This window comes from Arthrobacter sp. AG1021, from assembly GCF_003633665.1.
Taxonomy (GTDB): Bacteria; Actinomycetota; Actinomycetes; order Actinomycetales; family Micrococcaceae; genus Glutamicibacter; species Glutamicibacter soli.
The window spans coordinates 424999-442377 of the sequence record NZ_RBLB01000008.1 but is presented as its reverse complement, the minus strand read 5'-3'; the positions used below and the strand labels follow the sequence as shown (position 1 = coordinate 442377).

The 17379-nt window shown below is 66.7% G+C and carries 13 protein-coding genes; 8 read left to right on the top strand and 5 right to left on the bottom strand.

Going from position 1 to position 17379, the window contains the following annotated elements; genetic code table 11:
* Positions 1 to 293 precede the first annotated feature (293 nt).
* The 4 genes from efeU to DFO58_RS10405 all read left to right on the top strand — a co-directional run bounded on the left by efeU (position 294) and on the right by DFO58_RS10405 (position 4976).
* Entirely contained in the window at positions 294 to 1181 is an 888-nt protein-coding gene (efeU, locus tag DFO58_RS10420) for an iron uptake transporter permease EfeU (RefSeq protein ID WP_120990610.1), read from the top strand.
* A 46-nt stretch (positions 1182 to 1227) separates the two neighbouring features.
* Entirely contained in the window at positions 1228 to 2379 is a 1152-nt protein-coding gene (efeO, locus tag DFO58_RS10415) for an iron uptake system protein EfeO (RefSeq protein ID WP_120990608.1), read from the top strand.
* Between the two features lie 10 nt (positions 2380 to 2389).
* Positions 2390 to 3655, top strand: a complete 1266-nt coding sequence (gene efeB / locus DFO58_RS10410) for an iron uptake transporter deferrochelatase/peroxidase subunit (protein WP_120990607.1) — start codon at positions 2390 to 2392, stop codon at positions 3653 to 3655.
* 136 nt (positions 3656 to 3791) lie between these two features.
* A complete protein-coding gene (locus DFO58_RS10405; protein WP_120990605.1) occupies positions 3792 to 4976 on the top strand; it encodes a thiolase family protein in 1185 nt (394 codons plus the stop codon).
* Positions 4977 to 4979: 3 nt separating this feature from the next.
* Here the strand turns inward: DFO58_RS10405 and cls are convergent, their stop codons facing one another.
* A complete protein-coding gene (gene cls / locus DFO58_RS10400) occupies positions 4980 to 6467 on the bottom strand; it encodes a cardiolipin synthase (protein WP_286163555.1) in 1488 nt (495 codons plus the stop codon).
* A 587-nt stretch (positions 6468 to 7054) separates the two neighbouring features.
* Here cls and DFO58_RS18465 point away from each other — a divergent pair.
* Positions 7055 to 7228 (top strand): hypothetical protein, encoded by a 174-nt coding sequence (locus tag DFO58_RS18465; protein WP_157359285.1) that lies wholly within the window; start codon positions 7055 to 7057, stop codon positions 7226 to 7228.
* 21 nt (positions 7229 to 7249) lie between these two features.
* Positions 7250 to 7828 (top strand): hypothetical protein, encoded by a 579-nt coding sequence (locus DFO58_RS10390; RefSeq protein WP_120990601.1) that lies wholly within the window; start codon positions 7250 to 7252, stop codon positions 7826 to 7828.
* Positions 7829 to 8474: 646 nt separating this feature from the next.
* On the opposite strand, the gene DFO58_RS10385 is transcribed toward DFO58_RS10390, so the two are convergent.
* Positions 8475 to 9344, bottom strand: coding sequence for a VOC family protein (locus tag DFO58_RS10385; RefSeq protein ID WP_120990599.1), 870 nt, complete (start codon positions 9342 to 9344; stop codon positions 8475 to 8477).
* Positions 9345 to 9574: 230 nt separating this feature from the next.
* Here DFO58_RS10385 and DFO58_RS10380 point away from each other — a divergent pair, with 230 nt between their 5' ends.
* Together DFO58_RS10380 and DFO58_RS10375 are read left to right on the top strand one after the other, a co-directional pair.
* Positions 9575 to 11284 carry an AMP-binding protein gene (locus DFO58_RS10380; protein WP_120990597.1) on the top strand — a complete coding sequence of 570 codons (1710 nt, stop codon included), beginning with the start codon at positions 9575 to 9577 and terminating at the stop codon, positions 11282 to 11284.
* Between the two features lie 171 nt (positions 11285 to 11455).
* Positions 11456 to 13168, top strand: coding sequence for an AMP-binding protein (locus tag DFO58_RS10375; RefSeq protein ID WP_120990595.1), 1713 nt, complete (start codon positions 11456 to 11458; stop codon positions 13166 to 13168).
* 85 nt (positions 13169 to 13253) lie between these two features.
* Here DFO58_RS10375 and DFO58_RS10370 read toward each other — a convergent pair whose 3' ends face one another.
* From DFO58_RS10370 to ffh, 3 genes are all read right to left on the bottom strand, one after another.
* On the bottom strand, positions 13254 to 14444 hold the full coding sequence (locus DFO58_RS10370; RefSeq protein WP_120990593.1) for a hypothetical protein: 1191 nt from the start codon (positions 14442 to 14444) through the stop codon (positions 13254 to 13256).
* Between the two features lie 99 nt (positions 14445 to 14543).
* Positions 14544 to 15770 (bottom strand): hypothetical protein, encoded by a 1227-nt coding sequence (locus tag DFO58_RS10365; RefSeq protein WP_120990591.1) that lies wholly within the window; start codon positions 15768 to 15770, stop codon positions 14544 to 14546.
* Entirely contained in the window at positions 15757 to 17319 is a 1563-nt protein-coding gene (ffh, locus tag DFO58_RS10360; protein WP_047118949.1) for a signal recognition particle protein, read from the bottom strand. Before ffh ends, DFO58_RS10365 begins: the two co-directional genes overlap by 14 nt.
* Positions 17320 to 17379 lie beyond the last annotated feature (60 nt).

The window sequence follows — 17379 nt, the reverse complement described above, 5'->3', positions numbered from 1 at the left end:
CTGCGAGTTAGCGGGCGGTGCTCGCCTTCTACTTGCTTTCCCTGCGCCGGGCATCACCACGCGGTGCGTCAAAAACGTTGATGACGACAGGTGAAGCGCAGCTGTCGAGCTAATGCGCTTGACGGCATTCCAGGGAAAGCTAATCTGCTCTGATCGTTTTTCGCAGGTAGTTGTTTAGGCTAACCTTAGACTGATCGACCTGTGGCCCGCATCGCAATCGCGGGTTCCGGCGGTCACCCGCGATCGACAAATACCCCTTCGCGGGAGCGCCAAGAAGATGAAGGCAGCACAAGATGATCGGAAACTACCTGATCGGTCTGCGCGAGGGACTGGAAGCGGTCCTGATCGTGGTCCTGCTGATCGCGTACCTGACCAAAACGAACCGCCGGCACCTGCTGCCGCGCATCTACGCCGGCGTGGGCGTCGCGGTCGCGGTGTCGCTGGGCTTCGGCGCGCTGCTGACCTTCGGCCCGAGCGGGTTGACCTTCCAGGCGCAGGAGATCATCGGCGGCACGCTGTCCATCCTGGCCGCGGGCCTGGTGACCTGGATGATCTTCTGGATGGCCAAGACCTCCAAGACGCTGAACAAGGACCTGCAGCAGCAGGTGGACAAGGCGGCCGACGGCCCGGCCTGGGGGCTGGTCATCGTCGGCGCGCTGTCGGTGGGCCGCGAGGGCCTGGAGACGGCGCTGTTCATCTGGGCCGCGGCGCGCACCAGCGACCAGACCTGGGAGCCGCTGCTCGGGGCGGGGCTGGGCATCGCCACCGCGATCCTGCTCGGTGTGCTGCTGCACCGCGGCATCGTGAAGATCCAGCTGTCCAAGTTCTTCGCCTACACCGGCGTGCTGCTGGTGGTGGTCGCCGCGGGCGTGCTCACCTACGGCGTGCACGACCTGCAGGAAGCCGCCGTGCTGCCGGGCATCAACAACCTCGCCTTCGACCTCAGCGCGCAGCTGCCGCCTTCGGGCGTGGCCGCCACCTTGCTGCAGGGCATCTTCAACTTCACCCCGGCGATGACCGTGCTGCAGGTGATCGCCTGGGCGCTCTACATTGTGCCGGTGATGTTCTTCTACCTGCGCGCCCTGCGCTCCGGGACCAAGGCCGGCGCCAAGCCCGCATCGAAGCCGGCGCCGACGCAGTCGTCCGCGCAGTCGCCAGCGCAGTCTCCGGAAAACGCCTGAGCGGCGCACCGCACCAACCATTCGCACTATCGAGGATCCACCACCCATGACCAAGTTCCTGGCACCCGCCGCCCTGCTCGCGCTCGGCGCCCTGGCCCTGACCGGCTGCACCGACAACAACGCCACCGCCAGCGCGGACGGCTCCATCGCCGTCACCGCGAGCGACGACGCCTGCACCCTGGCCACCGGCACCGCCGCCGGCGGCACCCTGAAGTTCTCCGTGAAGAACGAGGGCACCAAGGTCAACGAGTTCTACCTGCTGGCCGAGGACGGCCTGCGCATCGTGGGCGAGGTGGAGAACATCGGCCCCGGCGTGACCCGCGACCTGGTGGTCATGGCCCCCGAGGGCAGCTACTTCGCCGCCTGCAAGCCGGGCATGGTCGGCGATGGCATCCGTTCGCCGTTCACCGTGACCGCCGCGGCCGCCGGCCAGGAGGTCTCCGCGGACCGCGCCGCGCTGCAGCAGACCGCCGTGGTCCAGTACGCCGCCTACGTCAAGGACCAGTCGCAGCAGCTGCTGGCAGGCACCGAGGACTTCGCCAAGGCCTTCGCCGCCGGCGAGGAAGCCGAGGCCAAACAGCTCTACCCGCAGGTGCGTATGCACTGGGAGCGCATCGAGCCGGTGGCCGAGTCCTTCGGCGACCTGGACCCGATCCTCGACGCCCGCGAGGCGGACCTGGAAGAGGGCCAGGAGTTCACCGGCTGGCACCGCGCGGAGAAGGATTTGTGGGCCCCGAAGGGCTACACCAAGATGAGCCAGGCGCAGCGCCAGCAGATCGCGGATGGGCTCGTAAAGCACACCACCGAGCTGGTCACGCGCGCCCAGGCGCTGGAGTTCACCCCGGACAAGCTGGCCAACGGCGCCAAGGAGCTGCTGGACGAGGTCGCCACCGGCAAGGTCACCGGCGAGGAGGAGGCCTTCTCCCACACCGACCTATGGGACTTCCAGGCCAACCTGGAGGGCGCGAAGATCGCCTACGAGGACCTGGCCCCGCTGCTGGAGGGCACCGATGACGAGCTGGATGCGCAGCTGAAGGAGAACTTCGAGAAGCTGCAGGCGCAGCTGGACGCCTACCGCGTGGGCGAGGGCTTCAAGTACTACGATCAGCTGGGCACCGAGCAGGTGCAGGAGCTGGCCGCCGGGGTGGACGCCCTATCCGAGCCGCTCTCCCGCCTGACCGCCGCGGTGGTCAAGTAGGGCGGGCACCATGGGCGAAGAGAAGAAGGCCGGGATCTCCCGGCGGCTGCTGCTCACCGGCGCCGGCGCCGGCGGGGCGGGCCTTGCCGTGGGCGCGCTGGCCGCCGCGGCCTTCGGCGGGCAGCTGCCCGAGAAGCAGGCAACCGACACCATCGAGTTCTACGGCGAGCACCAGGCGGGCATCACCACCGAGGCCCAGGACCGCATGCACATCGTCGGCTTCGACGTGACCACGCAGGACCGCGGCAAGCTCGTCGCGCTGCTCAGGCACTGGACCGCGGCGATCGAGCAGATGGCCGCCGGGCAGCCGGTGGGCGGCGCCGACACCGGCTCCTACGACGCCCCGCCGGCGGACACCGGGGAGGCCGAGGGCCTGGGCGCCGCGCACCTGACGGTGACCGTGGGCTTCGGCCGCTCGCTGTTCCTCGACGAGCACGGCAAGCCGCGCTTCGGCTTGGAGGGCAAGCTGCCCGAGGCGCTGATCGAGCTGCCGCACTTCTCCGGGGACATGGTGGAGGAACAGCGCAGCGGCGGGGACATCGTGGTGCAGGCCTGCGCCAACGACCCGCAGGTGGCGGTGCACGCGATCCGCAACCTCTCGCGGCTGGGCTTCGGCACGGTGCGGGTGCGCTTCAGCCAGATCGGCTTTGGCCGCACGGCCAAGACCACCCAGGCGCAGCAGACCCCGCGCAACCTGTTCGGCTTCAAGGACGGCACCGCCAACATCCTGGCCGAGGACGCCGACGCGCTGGCCAAGCACGTCTGGGTGGGCAAGGATTCGACCGACCAGCCGTGGATGGCCGGGGGCACCTACATGGTGGCCCGGCGCATCCGCATGCAGATCGAGACCTGGGACCGCTCCGCGCTGCGCGAGCAGGAGAACGTGGTGGGCCGCATCAAGTCCACCGGCGCTCCGCTGTCCGGCGGCGAGGAGTTCAGCGAGCCGGACTTCGCGATGGCCGGGTCGGCCGGGCCGATCATCCCGGTGGACTCCCACGTGGCGGTGCTGCATCCCAGCGCGCACAACGGGGCGCGGATGCTGCGCCGCGGCTTCAACTACACCGACGGCTCGGACGGGCTGGGCCGGCTGGACGCCGGCCTGTTCTTCATCGCCTTCGTGATCGACGCGCGCACGCACTTCGTGCCGCTGCAAAAGGCCATGAGCGCCAATGACGCGATGAACGAGTACCTGCGCCACACCTCCTCCGGGCTCTACGCGATCCCGCCGGGCATCCAACCCGGACAGTACCTGGGCCAGCAGCTCTTCGAGGGCTGAAGACCTGAGCAGGCTGCGGGCCCGCGCGATCTTTCCCCATGGGATCGCGCGGGCCCGCTGTTGCCTGCGCCGCGGCGTGCCTAGACTGGGTCGAACATCGGCAGGGCGGAACAGCTGTTTCGAAGCGGAGGGTCCCATGAGCACGGTACTGCAGCAGCACAAGATCACCATCCTGGCCGGGGCGCGCACCGCGGTGGGCAGATTCAACGGCATGTATCGGGAGCTTGACACCGCGCAGCTCGGCGCGGCGGCCGTCCGCGGTGCTCTGGAGCGCAGCGGGCTGGAGCCCGAGGCGGTGGACGAGGTGGTGATGGGCTGCATCGGCCAGGTGGGCCCGGAGTCCTACAACGCCCGGCGGGTGGCGCTGGGCGCCGGCCTGCCGCAGTCGACCACCGCGTTCAACGTGAACCGGTTGTGCGGCAGCGGGCTGCAGGCGGTGTTCAGCGCCGCCCAGTCGCTGGTGGTGGGCGCCAACGAAGTGGCGGTGGCCGGCGGCAACGAGTCCATGACCGGCATGCCGTACCTGGACTACTCGGCCGGGCAGGCCCGCTCGCTGGCCCCGCGCACGCTGCGCCACGGCACCTTGGCCATGCTGACCGACCCGTTCAGCAACAAGCACATGGGAACCACCGCGGATGCGGTGGCCCGCAAGTACCAGGTGGGCCGGGCGGCGCAGGACGAGTTCGCGCTGCGCTCCCAGCAGCTGGCAGGCAGCCAGATCGCCCGCCAGGCCTTCGCGCAGGAGATCATCGAGCACAGCCTAGTAGGCGGCCAAGGCCGGGATGTCGACGAGCACCCGCGGCAGGGCGTGAGCCTGGATTCCCTGGCCGCGCTGACACCGGCCTTCTCCCCCGAGGGCACGGCCACCGCGGGCAATTCCTCGGGCGTGAACGACGGGGCCGCGGCGCTGGTGCTGGCCAAGGGCGAGTACGTGCGGGCGCACGGGCTGCCGGCACTGGCGACGGTGGAGCATGTGGTGGTGACCGCCATGGATCCGGCCTACATGGGGTACGCCCCGACCTTCGCGCTGCGCAAGCTGTTCGCCGAGACCAAGCTGGGCCCGAAGGACATCGATGTGTTCGAGCTGAACGAGGCGTTCGCCGCGCAGGCGCTGGCGGTGATCCGCGACGCGCAGCTGGAGCCCTGCAAGGTCAACCCCTATGGCGGGGCCATCGCGCTGGGCCACCCGGTGGGCGCCACCGGCGCGATCCTCGCCCTGCGCGCGGCGATGGACCTGCAGCGCCGGGATCTGGAGCATGCGGTGGTGACGCTGTGCATCGGCGGCGGCCAGGGCATCGCGGCGCTGCTGAAGCGGGCCTGAGGACTACTGCAGGGCGGAGGTCAGCCGGGCCAGCGAGTCCAGGATCTTCTCCCGCCACGGCCGCCGCTTCCAGCGCTGAAGGTCGATGGGGAAGCTGATCTTCCGGTAGCCGTCCTCGACCTTGCGGATTTCGGCGACGAACTGCGCCCCGCGCACCAGCAGCGAGACCTCCATGTTCAGGCTGAAGGAACGCATGTCCATGTTGCTGGAGCCGATCACCGCGACCTCGTCGTCGATCGAGAAGTGCTTGGAGTGCAGCACGGTGGGCGAGGGGTACTGGTAGATCTTCACCCCGGCGGCCAGCAGGTCGGCGTAGTAGGAGCGCTGCGCGTGGTAGACCATCGCCTGGTCGGCGACCTCGGAGACGAACAGCTCCACGTCAAGCCCGCGGGAGGCGGCGGTGATGATGGCCTGCAAGGTGGCCTCGTCCGGGACGAAGTACGGGCTGGTGATGCTCACCCGGTGCCGGGCATTGTGGATTAGCGAGACAAACAGCTTGAGGTTATTGTCGTTCTCGAAGCTCGGGCCGCTGGGGATCACCTGGGCGTCCAGCCCGTGCACGGTGCGCGACTGGTGGGTGCTGGGCGTTTCATGGTGGATGCTCGCCTCGCGCACCCGGTACTTCTCCCCTTCGAGCAGCTCGTCGGTTTCGCTGTACCAGTCGGTGATGAACACCGCGTCCAGCTCGGAGACGATGGGGCCTTCCAACCGCACCATCAGCTCCTTCCAGTGCAGGCCGCGGCGCAGGTTCTTGGGCTTGAGGTAGCTGGAGTCGATCAGGTTCTGCGAGCCGGTGAAGCCCACTTCCCCGTCCACGATCAGCAGCTTGCGGTGGTTGCGCAGATCCGGACGCTGCCATTGGCCCTTCAGGGGCTTCAGCGGCAGCATGTGGTGCCATTGGATGCCCAGCCGGTCCAGCTCTTGGATGGTTTCCTTGCGCCGCGGCAGGGTCAGGGTGGCGACGTGGTCGAAGAGCACCCGCACCGCGACCCCGCGGGCGGCGGCGCGGCCCAGCGCGGCGATGAGCTCGCCGGTGGTCTGGTCGCTGACCAGGATGTAGAACTCCACGTGGATGAATGACTGCGCCTTCTCGACCGCGCGGACCATGGAGGCGATGGACTGCTCGTAGCCGCCGATCAGCGTGGCGGAGGTTCCCGAGACCATGCCCAGCGCGCCGAGCTTCTCGTTCATCGCCACGGTCGGACCCAGCCAGTCCGGTGAGTCGAACTGCGCCCGGTACCCGCTGAGCCCAGAGGCGGCGTGCATCAGCTCGTTGACCTGCCGCTGCTTCTCCCGGCGGTGGCGCGGAAGCCGGCCGAAGCCGATCAGGAAGAAGGCGAAGGCGCCCAGGTACGGGATGAAGATGATCGTCATGATCCAGGCGATGGCCGTGGTCGGCTTGCGCCGCGAGGAGATGACGATGGCGGCGGTCAGGCCGATGACCAGGTGCAGGATCAGGAAAACCACGCCAACTTCGTCAGCTATATTCAATGCGCTGCCTCTCAGTTCCACGATGCGCAACCGGACAGGCCGCGGAAGGCCAACAGCGGCCCCGTACGAAATCCTATGTCCACGTGCGCGTTTTCCCGCAGATTACGCGCAACCGGAGGGTGTTCAACCTCTCAGCCGGTGCCTTGGCCTCTGAGAACCGCGTGATTGGCACATAGATATATTGAGGATGCAGATAACTTGAATAATGCCCGGTGCCCCGATCTTTGCGATCAGGACTCCGGGCAGCGATTTCTTCCGAACCGATTTCCACTCCAGCCGGTGTCCTATTTATCCACCGACCAGAGACAAGGCCCAATTCGCGCCTAGGATCAATATCGTCGCGGTACGCCACGATGACAATCAGACTTCAACATCTGTGGGGAGAGGCCATCATTTCCATCACCCGCCGGTTCACGGCCGCCTCGGCCGCCACGGCTCTGGGCCTTGCACTCAGCTCATGGTCCATATCGCCGTCGCAGCCTTCGCCGGACCCCTCGCCTGCAGCTTCCGCCTCGCCCACAACTTCCGCGTCTGCTTCGCCGACCAATTCCGTAGCGGCGAGCGCCACGGCGCAGGCCGCTGGGACAGTGAAGCACAAGGTGGGCAACGGGCATGTCGAACTTGAGGTGCCGGCGGACTGGAGACTTGTGGGGACCGGCGAATATTTCGAAGGCCAGATACACGAGGACCTCAAGTCGACCTACAGCACCCGCAATGCCAAGGGAGCGGAAATGGCGGTGCTGAGCACCGGCATCGAATAGTATCCGCATGGCGAGCAGCCCATGACGCAGGTGCACAATGAGATCATCGATTTCAGCGACCAGGCAGTGAATGGCCAGTCGCATGTTTTCGCCACTTCCGAGGGCAGCACAGGGACCTCCATCAGCTTGGCTATGGGGAAGAAGAACCAGCTTGAATTCGCTAACGCCCTCCCATGGGTCTTCGGCCCTTCGCAGTCCAGCGGCGCCACCTTCTACCGGGTGATTGGCGACGATGAGCGGCTCACCGGAGTTGACCCAGGCCCGACCGGGGCTGCCCGTGCCAAGGCCTACGCCCAGACCGAGGCGTACAGGGTACTGAAGGCAACCATGCTGTCGCTGAAGGAAACCAAGAAGTTCACGGCTCCGCCTTTGGGCGAAGCAAACTCGTGCGTCGGTGCGAAGTACACCTATGAACTAGGGAATTCCCAGCTCGGCCGCTACGAGCTGAAGGCTTTCCTGGAACGGCTGTTGCAGGAGCGCCCGAGCACGGGTGGTGTGGAGATCATCGGTTTTGGTGCCTGCATGCTGGCCGTGTTAGAGGAGCCCGGTTTTTGCCTGGTTGATTCGACCGAGGGACGTTTCGAATTCAGGGTGGAATAGCCCGGGCTCCCCGCCACCACCCCCGGGCGAAAATCCGTTCCAGTGGGCGTCGCCATGTCGCGTCGCATAGTCACCTGATCGAAGTCGCCAAGCTGCGAATCAATTCCGGCGAAACATCTTAAGGATTGCGACTGCACATGTTCAGATAGAACGCTTCGATGTATGCAGGGTGACTTGACAGGCGGAACATGAAATCGGCGGCATGGCCGCGGTATGCCTCTAGCACGCAGCGGCATTTGTTGAAGGGGGCGGGCATGCTTGCTTGGTGCCATTTAACGCGGATCCCCCTATCCCGAATTGCCGCCATGCCTGCGCGAACGAGGGAAGCTGTCGACGAAGATCTGCCTTGCGGATTTCTTCTATTGCTTGACCAAGCATCTTCTGAAACCACAGGCCATGCCCGCAGCGGCGAAGTCCGTTTCGAAGCCCACGGATTCCCGGGTCGAGTCCAGCATTGGTTGCCTCGTCTCGGACTGTGCAGTATGCAGCGAACACAGCTGGATGGATCCGGAGCGCCGTTCGTGACTGCCGACAACAACCCGTCCTTCAAGCGTGGCTGGTACCTGCCTGAGAATGCACCCGGGCAGCGCTTCGCTGAGAGCGTTGCCCGGGTGGCTCGGATTCAAGCTGCGCGACAGGCTGGTGCCTAGCGCACGGCGACGCGCAGCTGGTTGTTCCACGGATCCTTGAACTGCAGCTCGGATCCGGTGTGATGGTTCTGCACACCCGCGAAGTCCAGGCGTTCGGCGATCTTGCCGATCTCGTCCTGGGTCGGGACGTTGATCAGCACCTCGCCCAGGCCCAGGGTGTCCTTGCGGGGTCCTGCGCCGCGGGAATTCCAGACGTTCATGGCCATGTGGTGGTGGTAGCCGCCGGCGGAGACGAACAGCGCCTGGTTGCCCAGGGCCGCGGTCTGGTCGAACCCCAGGGTCTGGACGTAGAACTGGTGGGCCGTCGCGACGTCGCCGACCTGCAGGTGGACGTGGCCTACCTCGGCGCCAGCCCGCTTCTGCCCGGCGACAGCTTCCTCGGTCAGGTGGGTGTTCAGGAAGTTGTTCGGGTCCAGGTAGATGGTGTCCATGGAGACCTGGTCTCCGGTCCAGGTCCAGGTGTCGCGCGGGCGGTCGAAGTAGAGCTCGATGCCGTTGCCTTCCGGATCGGTGAAGTAGAAGGCTTCGGAGACCAGATGGTCCGAGCTGCCCACGAAGCTGCTCTGGTTGTACTTCGCGGCGGACAGCACGGTGGCGGCCAAATCGGCTTGGGTCTTGAAGAGCAGGGCGGTGTGGAACAGGCCCGCTTCGCCGCGAGCCGGCAGCTGCAGCCCGGGGGCAGGCGTGAGCTGGACCAGGGTTTCGGCGCCGCGTCCAAGGCTGGTGCCGGCGGCGCTTTCCTTGAGCACTTCCAGACCGAGGGCCTGCTGGTAGTAGGTGCTCATGATGTCCAGGTCGCCGACCTTGAGCTGCACGGCATTCATCGACAGCTGCGCGGAGAGCTTGTCTTCCTTCAGGGGTGCCATGGTCGGCGTCCTTTCTGCGGGCGGGTTGTCTTGCTTGATTCCAGAGTACGCCTCTTTAGTTGAAGCTTCAATCTTTTAATTCAAATGTGCCCCACATCCCAATTTTGTGGCCGCGGCACGACACCCCGGGAGCGGAAACCCTTCCCCTTTGATAGGACGTCAAAGTATATTGGCCAGTGACCGTCATCACAAAGGAAATGGGCGGCGAATCTGCGAGCTGGAGGATGCAAATGGATGTGACCGAGGAATTCCTCACGGTACGGGATCAGCTGATCGCGTGGCGCGAGAACTACCAGCACGCCTGCGAGCATTTCTCCTGGCCGCGTTTCACCCATTTCAATTTCGGCTTCGACTGGTTCGACCAGGTTGCCGCCGACCCGCAGCGCGTCGACACCCCGGCACTGGTGATCACCGAGCTGGACGGCTCCTCGACCCGGCGCACCTGGCGCGAGCTGTCCGAGCGCTCGACCCAGCTGGCCCGCTGGCTCAGCGATTCCGGGGTGCGCCGCTCGGATTCCATCGCGGTGATGCTGGGCAACCAGGTCGAGCTGTGGGAAACCATGCTGGCAGGCATCAAGCTCGGCGCCATCCTGGTCCCCTGCACCACGCAGCTGACCCCCGCGGACCTCAGCGACCGCATCCAGCGCGGACACGTCACCTGGGTCATCACCAACGAAGCCGAGACCCCTAAGTTCGCCTCGCTGGAGGAGGACTTCACACTGGTGCAGATCGGCGGCACCCCGGCCGAGGGAATCCTGTCCTACGCGGATTCATTCACCGCGCCAACGGAGTTCACCCTGGAATCCCCGACCCGCGCCGAAGAACCGCTGCTGCGCTACTTCACCTCGGGCACCACCTCGCGGGCGAAGCTCGTGGAGCACACCCACGTGTCCTACCCGGTGGGGCACCTGAGCACCATGTTCTGGATCGGCCTGGAGCCAGGCGACGTGCACCTGAACGTCGCCTCCCCGGGCTGGGCCAAACACGCGTGGTCCAACCTGTTCACCCCGTGGATCGCCGAGGCAACGGTGTTCGTCTACAACTACGAGCGCTTCGACGCCGGAGCGCTGATGGAGCAGATGGCCCGCGAGAAGGTCACCAGCTTCTGCGCCCCGCCCACCGTCTGGCGGCTGCTGATCCAGGCGGACCTGACCCAGCTGGCAACTCCCCCGGCCAAGCTCGTCTCGGCCGGCGAACCGCTGAACGCCGAGGTCATCGACCAGGTGCAGCGTGCCTGGGGCCAGGTGATCCGCGACGGTTTCGGGCAGACCGAAACCACCGTGCAGATCGCCAACCCGCCCGGCGAGCGGATCGTCATCGGCGCCATGGGCCGCCCGATGCCCGGCTACCAGGTGGTGCTGCGCGACCCGCTGACCGGGCAGGAATCGGACACCGGGGAGATCTGCCTGGTGACCGATCCACGGCCGCTGGGGCTGATGAACGGCTATTTCGAGGACGAGGAGAAGACCGCGCAGGCATTCCACGGCGGGGTCTACCACACCGGGGACAACGCGGAGCGGGACGAGCACGGGGTGCTCACCTATGTGGGGCGGGCGGATGACGTGTTCAAGTCCAGCGACTACAAGCTCAGCCCCTTCGAGCTGGAGTCGGTGCTGATCGAGCATCCGGGGGTCGGCGAGGCGGCGGTGGTTCCCGCGCCGGACGACCTGCGGCTGTCCGTGCCCAAGGCCTATGTGGTGCCGGCCGCCGGCTACACCGCCGGGGCTCAGCTGGCAGAAAGCATCCTTACCTACTGCCGCGAGCACCTGGCCGCCTACAAGCGGATCCGCCGCCTGGAATTCGCGGAGCTTCCCAAAACCATCTCGGGCAAGATCCGCCGGGTGGAGCTGCGCCGGGCGGAGGAGGAACGCCACCGCGGCGGCACCGCTCCGGGCACCGAATACCGGGACACGGACTTCCCGGGATTGAAATCCAGCTGACACCGGGAGTGCTGGCGGCAGGGTGTCGTATTGATCAATATTGCACGTGTTGCGCAAGTCGACCGCACAACCTGACGCAACAATTCGTCCAAAGTGAGCACCAGAGTATATTGATCAAGGAAACGTTCACCCTGTTCACCGTGCAGTCCAGCTGCCGCCGAAAGGACTCTGATGAGTAACACCGAGAAATTCCGTGCGGCGCGCGACCTCCTCCTGGCCCACCGCGACGACTACGCCGGTGCGCGCAAGGCCTTCAGCTGGCCGCAGTTCGAGGACTTCAACTTCGCCTACGACTGGTTCGACGCGGTGGCCAAGGATCCGGCGCGCGCGGACACCCCGGCGCTGATCCTCACCGAGCCGGACGGCAGCAGCGCCCGCTACAGCTGGGCCGAGCTGTCGCGGCGCTCCACCCAGGTGGCGCGCTGGCTCTCGGAGAACGGGTTCAAGCGCCAGGACACCATGATCGTGATGCTCGGCAACGAGGTCGCGCTGTGGGAGATCATGCTCGCGGGCATGAAGCTGGGCGCCATCATCATCCCCTCCACCACGCAGCTGACCAGCGTGGACCTGGCCGACCGCATTGAACGCGGCAAGGCCAACTGGATCGTCACCAGCTACGAGCAGCTGCCCAAGCTTGAGCAGGTGCCCGGCGACTACACCACCGCCCAGGTGCGCGGCGAAGCACGTGAAGGCACCCTGCACTTCGACGACTCGCGCCAGGCCCCGGCGGACTTCGCGCTGGACACCCCGACGCGCGCGGACGAGACCTTGCTGCTCTACTTCACCTCCGGCACCACCTCGCAGGCCAAGCTGGTGCAGCACACCCACGTGTCCTACCCGGTGGGCCACCTGGCGACCATGTACTGGATCGGACTGGAACCGGGCGACGTGCACCTGAACGTCGCCTCCCCGGGCTGGGGCAAGCACGCGTGGTCCAACTTCTTCGGCCCGTGGATCGCCGAGGCCACGGTGTTCGTCTACAACTACGAGCGTTTCGACCCCAAGGCGCTGATGCACCAGATGGATGTCGAGAACGTCACCAGCTTCTGCGCCCCGCCCACCGTGTGGCGCTACCTCATCCAGGCCGACCTTTCGGTGCTGCGCACTCCCCCGCGCAAGCTCGTCTCCGCCGGCGAGCCGCTGAACCGGGAGGTCATCGAGCAGGTGCGCAACGCCTGGGGCCAGGTCATCCGCGACGGCTACGGCCAGACCGAAACCACCGTGCAGATCGCCAACCCTCCGGGAGAGCCGGTCAAGGTGGGCGCCATGGGGCGCCCGATGCCCGGGTACGAGATCGAGCTGCGCAACCCGACCACCGGCCAGCTGGCGGAGGTCGGCGAGATCTGCCTGCGGCTGGACCCGCGGCCGGTGGGCCTGATGAAGGGCTACTTCGAGGACCCGGCGAAAACCGATCAGGCCACCCGCGGCGCGGTCTACCACACCGGGGACATCGCCGAACGCGACGCCGAGGGTGTGCTGACCTATGTGGGGCGCGCGGACGACGTGTTCAAGTCCAGCGACTACAAGCTCAGCCCCTTCGAGCTGGAATCGGTGGTGCTGGAGCACCCGGCGGTCGCCGAAGCCGCCGTGGTCCCCTCGCCGGATCCGATGAAGCTGTCGGTGCCGAAGGTGTTCGTGGTGCTGGCGCCGGGCCATGAGCCCACCGCCGAAACCGCCGAAAGCATCCTGGGCTACTGCCGCGTGAACCTTGCCCCGTACAAGCGCATCCGCCGCCTGGAATTCTCCGAGCTGCCCAAAACCATTTCGGGCAAGATCCGCCGCGTGGAGCTGCGCCTGGCCGAAAGCGACCAGCATGCCAAGGGCCAGGTGCCGCCGAAGGAGTACCGGGACACCGATTTCCCGTCGCTGAAGTCCCTGGGCTGAGCCCGCGACGGCGCAAAACCCGAGGGGCTCGGACAGCTTAGCTGTCCGAGCCCCTCGGGTTTTGTATGCGAAATTCGGGGTGCGGCTACTTGCCGCGCGCCTTCACCGCGCCCAGGACTCCCTTGCCCAGGTAGAACAGGCCGTCGGCGTACCAGGCGATCATCAGCAGGTTGCGCAGCGGCTTCGGAACCGAAGACAGCTTGGAGCACTTGGCCAGCGCCAGATGGGCCAGCGCCCCGGAGCCCAGCACCGCCAGGCTGGAAGTGATCAGCGCCTTCGGACCCCAGCTGCCGCGGTAGAGCAGCTTGGCCAGGCCGCTGGCCTCGCGTTCGTGCTCGGCCAGGGCGGCCTTGATGGTCTTGACCGGGCCGCCGGTGGCGACCACGCGGATGTTCTCCGGCAGCGGCTTGCCCGTCAGGTAGTCCACGCTGCGCGGATCGAAGCCCAGCAGGGCCACGAAGCGCTTGAAGCTCTTCAGGCTGCCCGGCGCCTTGACCAGCGCGAGCGCCTCCTGCAGCTTTGGCTGGTCGCTGAGGAATTCGCCCAGGGTCTGGTCGTCCACCGCTTCCCAGCCCAGCAGCGAGAATTCCAGCTCGGCCAGCCGCTGCTCGGCCGGGCTGCCGGCTTCCGGCTCGATGATCGTGGTGCGTTCCAGATCCACGTGGTAGTGCACGGCCTTCGGGAAGAAGTCGCGCCGGGAGCCGGCGCCGGTGACCAGGGCGCTGAGCGTGTTGCCGTTGCGGGTCAGCGAGAGGAACGGGCGGTTTGAGCGCGCGATGGTCACGGTGGACACCGGCTCGGCGGACATGGCCATCAGCCCGGTGCCGTGGTTCCAGAAGGTCAGTACGTTCTCCTCCAGCCCGGAGGCGGCCACGAGCTCGGAGCCCTTGAGCTTGCGCCCGTGGACCAGCTCGGTGGTGGACCCGTAGTCGCCCAGCAGGTCCTCTTCAGGGGTCGGGCCGTCGATTTCCTCGCCGTCCAGCAGCACGTAGTCGGCTTCGGTGGAGTTCTTCAGCTCGTGCACCAGCTTGGTGACCCGGGAGCCTTCGCGCAGCTTGCCCTTGGCGTCCACGCGGTAGAGCACCGCGTCGCGGGCGGGGCTGACCGTGGCGATCTGCGCGCAGACCTCGGTGGCGTGCTCGCGTTCAACGGTGCCGCCGACGAAGCCCAGCAGGCGCCGGTCAGCCAGGGCGGTGCGCACCACCTCGGCCGCGTCGGGCCTGTCGCCCAGGAAAATGAACTCGATGTTGAGGTAGCTGAACTCGCTGGAATCCACGAAGGTAAACCCCTTTGGGATGGGTGGGACTGGTGCTTAGCTTCAATCATAGGCGCGCGGCGGGCGCCCGCCGCGGATTTGCCCCGCCGCAGGCCGCCGCTAGCGCCGGCGCATACCCCGCACCCAGCGCACCGCGCCGAACACCACGTTGCCCGCGGCATCCACATAGCCGACCGCAAGGATCACGACAACCAGGCAAGCCGCCACCCAGGGCCGGTCCCAGTCGGTGCCGGCGAGCATCAGCGAGAAGACCAGCGCCTCGATAAGGCCCCAGCACAGCTGCAGCCACGGTTTCCAGGACATCGAATTGAACCAGCGCGGCGTTGAACTGCTAGCGCGGGCTTCCATGGCCACGGCCCGGCCCAGGGCCTTGCCGAAACCCATCGGTTGAATCAATCTCGAGCCCTCGGGCAAGCCGGCCTGGACAAGGTACCGCGCTGGCTCGGGGTCGTGGCCGAAGGCGGCAAGCACCTGCTCAGCAGCCTGCTGGCTTCCGGCGCCGGTGAGCACGCGCTTGAGGATCTCGATATGCTCGCCAGAGACCTTCATCGAAGCCAGGTCGTCCAGTTCCGCGGGGTCGGTGGCGAAATAGTGGGTTTCCAGCACCTGCAGCTGCGCCCCAGCGGCGGTTCCGGCCGCAGGCTGCACTGCCGGGCCGGCGGCCACCGGCCAGATATGCACCCAGGCCGGTTCCCCGGAGAGCTTGGAGCTCTGCTGCGGGAACCAGAAGCTGGCCGTATAGCGCGGGCCGCAGCGGCTGATCATGACGGCCGGATACTGGTCCGCGCCGGGGTACCCGCCGACCAGGAACCCGTCATGCACGGCGATGGAAGTGCGTTCGGGGTCCTCGGAGAGCAGCAGGTTCCACTCGGTCTTGGAGGCCGCGGCCAGCAGCTGCATGTCAGCCTCGGTCAGCGCCCCGGCAAGCAGCGTGCGCCCGGGCGGCATCTGCTCGAGGCGCTCATCCTGGATCGGTTCACCGCTTTCGACCTCATAGTCGTCCTGGTCCGCGTACAACGCACCGGTGCCGAGCTTCAGCGCCAGGGCGAAGTCCTCCACCTGCTGCCCCAACCGGGTGCTCCCGTCGGCATTGGCCAGCAGGATCAGACCTTCGGGATCCACCGTGATGCCGACCTCGATGAGCACCAGCCCGTTCCACGGCACTGCTTCGGAGACCAGGGAAATGGCCTCCCGCTCCGCCAGGACGCGGCGCACCGCGCCTTCGGCATCCAGGCCTTCGGTGTCCTCGAAGATAAGAGTCAGGGCGGCGACCAGCGTTTCGGACTGGACGCCGCCCTGTGGCGACTCGTGGCTACTTCTTGCCAAGGTACTTCTCGAAGCCTGCCGGCAGGTTCAGGCTCGACGGGTCGAAGTCCTGGGCTCCCTGGCCGAAGGCTGCGCCGGAAGGCGCGGAGGCCTTCTTCTGCTGGGATTCCAGCTGGGCCTGCGCGGCCTTGGCAGGGTTGCCGTACTTGACCTGCTTCTTGCCCTTGCCCTTGGCCTTCGCCTTGCGGGCGGCGCCCTTGCCGGCACCCGGCATGCCCGGGATGCCGCCGCCGGCTGCCATCTTCTTCATCATCTTCTGGGCTTCGGCGAAGCGCTCAAGCATCTGGTTGACCTCGGAGACGGCGACACCCGAACCCTTGGCGATGCGGGCGCGGCGCGAGCCGTTGATGATCTTCGGGGCCACGCGCTCGTGCGGGGTCATCGAGCGGACGATGGCCTCCACGCGGTCGATCTGGCGTTCGTCGAACTGCTCCAGCTGCTGGCGGGAGATCTGCGCGCCGGGCATCATGCCCAGCAGCTTCTTCATGGAGCCCATCTTCTTGATCTGGGCCATCTGGGCGAGGAAGTCGTCCAGGGTGAAGTCTTCCTGGTCGGCGAACTTCTTCGCCATCCGCTCGGCTTCGCCCTTGTCCCAGTTCTTCTCGGCCTGCTCGATCAGGGTGAGCACGTCGCCCATGTCCAGGATGCGGCTGGCCATGCGGTCCGGGTGGAAGATCTCGAAGTCGTCCAGGTTCTCGCCGGTGGAGGCGAACATGACCGGCTTGCCGGTCACCGAGGCTACCGACAGGGCGGCGCCGCCGCGGGCGTCGCCGTCCAGCTTGGAGAGCACCACGCCGGTGAAGTCCACGCCCTCGTGGAAGGCCTGGGCGGTGTTGACCGCGTCCTGGCCGATCATGGCGTCGATGACGAACAGTACTTCGTCGGGGTTGATGGCGGCGCGGATGTTCGCGGCCTGGGCCATCATCTCGGTGTCCACGCCCAGGCGGCCGGCGGTATCGACAATGACGATGTCGTGCAGCTTGGCCTTGGCCTCGGCCACGCCGTCGCGGGCCACCGCCACCGGATCACCGGTCGGGGTGTCGAATTCGGAGGAGACGCCCGGGTGCGGTGCATAGACCGGCACGCCGGCGCGTTCGCCGTTGATCTGCAGCTGCTTGACCGCGTTCGGGCGCTGCAGGTCGCAGGCCACCAGCATCGGGGTGTGGCCCTCGGACTTCAGGTGCTTGGCCAGCTTGCCGGCCAGGGTGGTCTTGCCGGCGCCCTGCAGGCCGGCGAGCATGATGACCGTCGGAGGGTTCTTGGCCAGGTTCAGCCGGCGGGTTTCGCCGCCGAGGATCGCCACGAGCTCCTCGTTGACGATCTTGACGACCTGCTGGCCCGGGTTCAGCGACTCGGAAACCTCGATGCCGAGCGCGCGTTCCTTCACCTGGGCCACGAAGGCGCGGACCACCGGGACGGCAACGTCAGCGTCCAGCAGGGCGCGACGGATTTCGCGGACGGTACCGTCGATGTCTGCCTCGGACAGGCGGCCCTTGCCGCGCAGGTTCTTGAAGGTTGCTGTCAGGCGATCGGAAAGTGAATTAAACACGTGCCGGGCACTTCTTTCGATAGGTCTTGTGGTGCGCAAACAAAATCGCACAGGACTCGA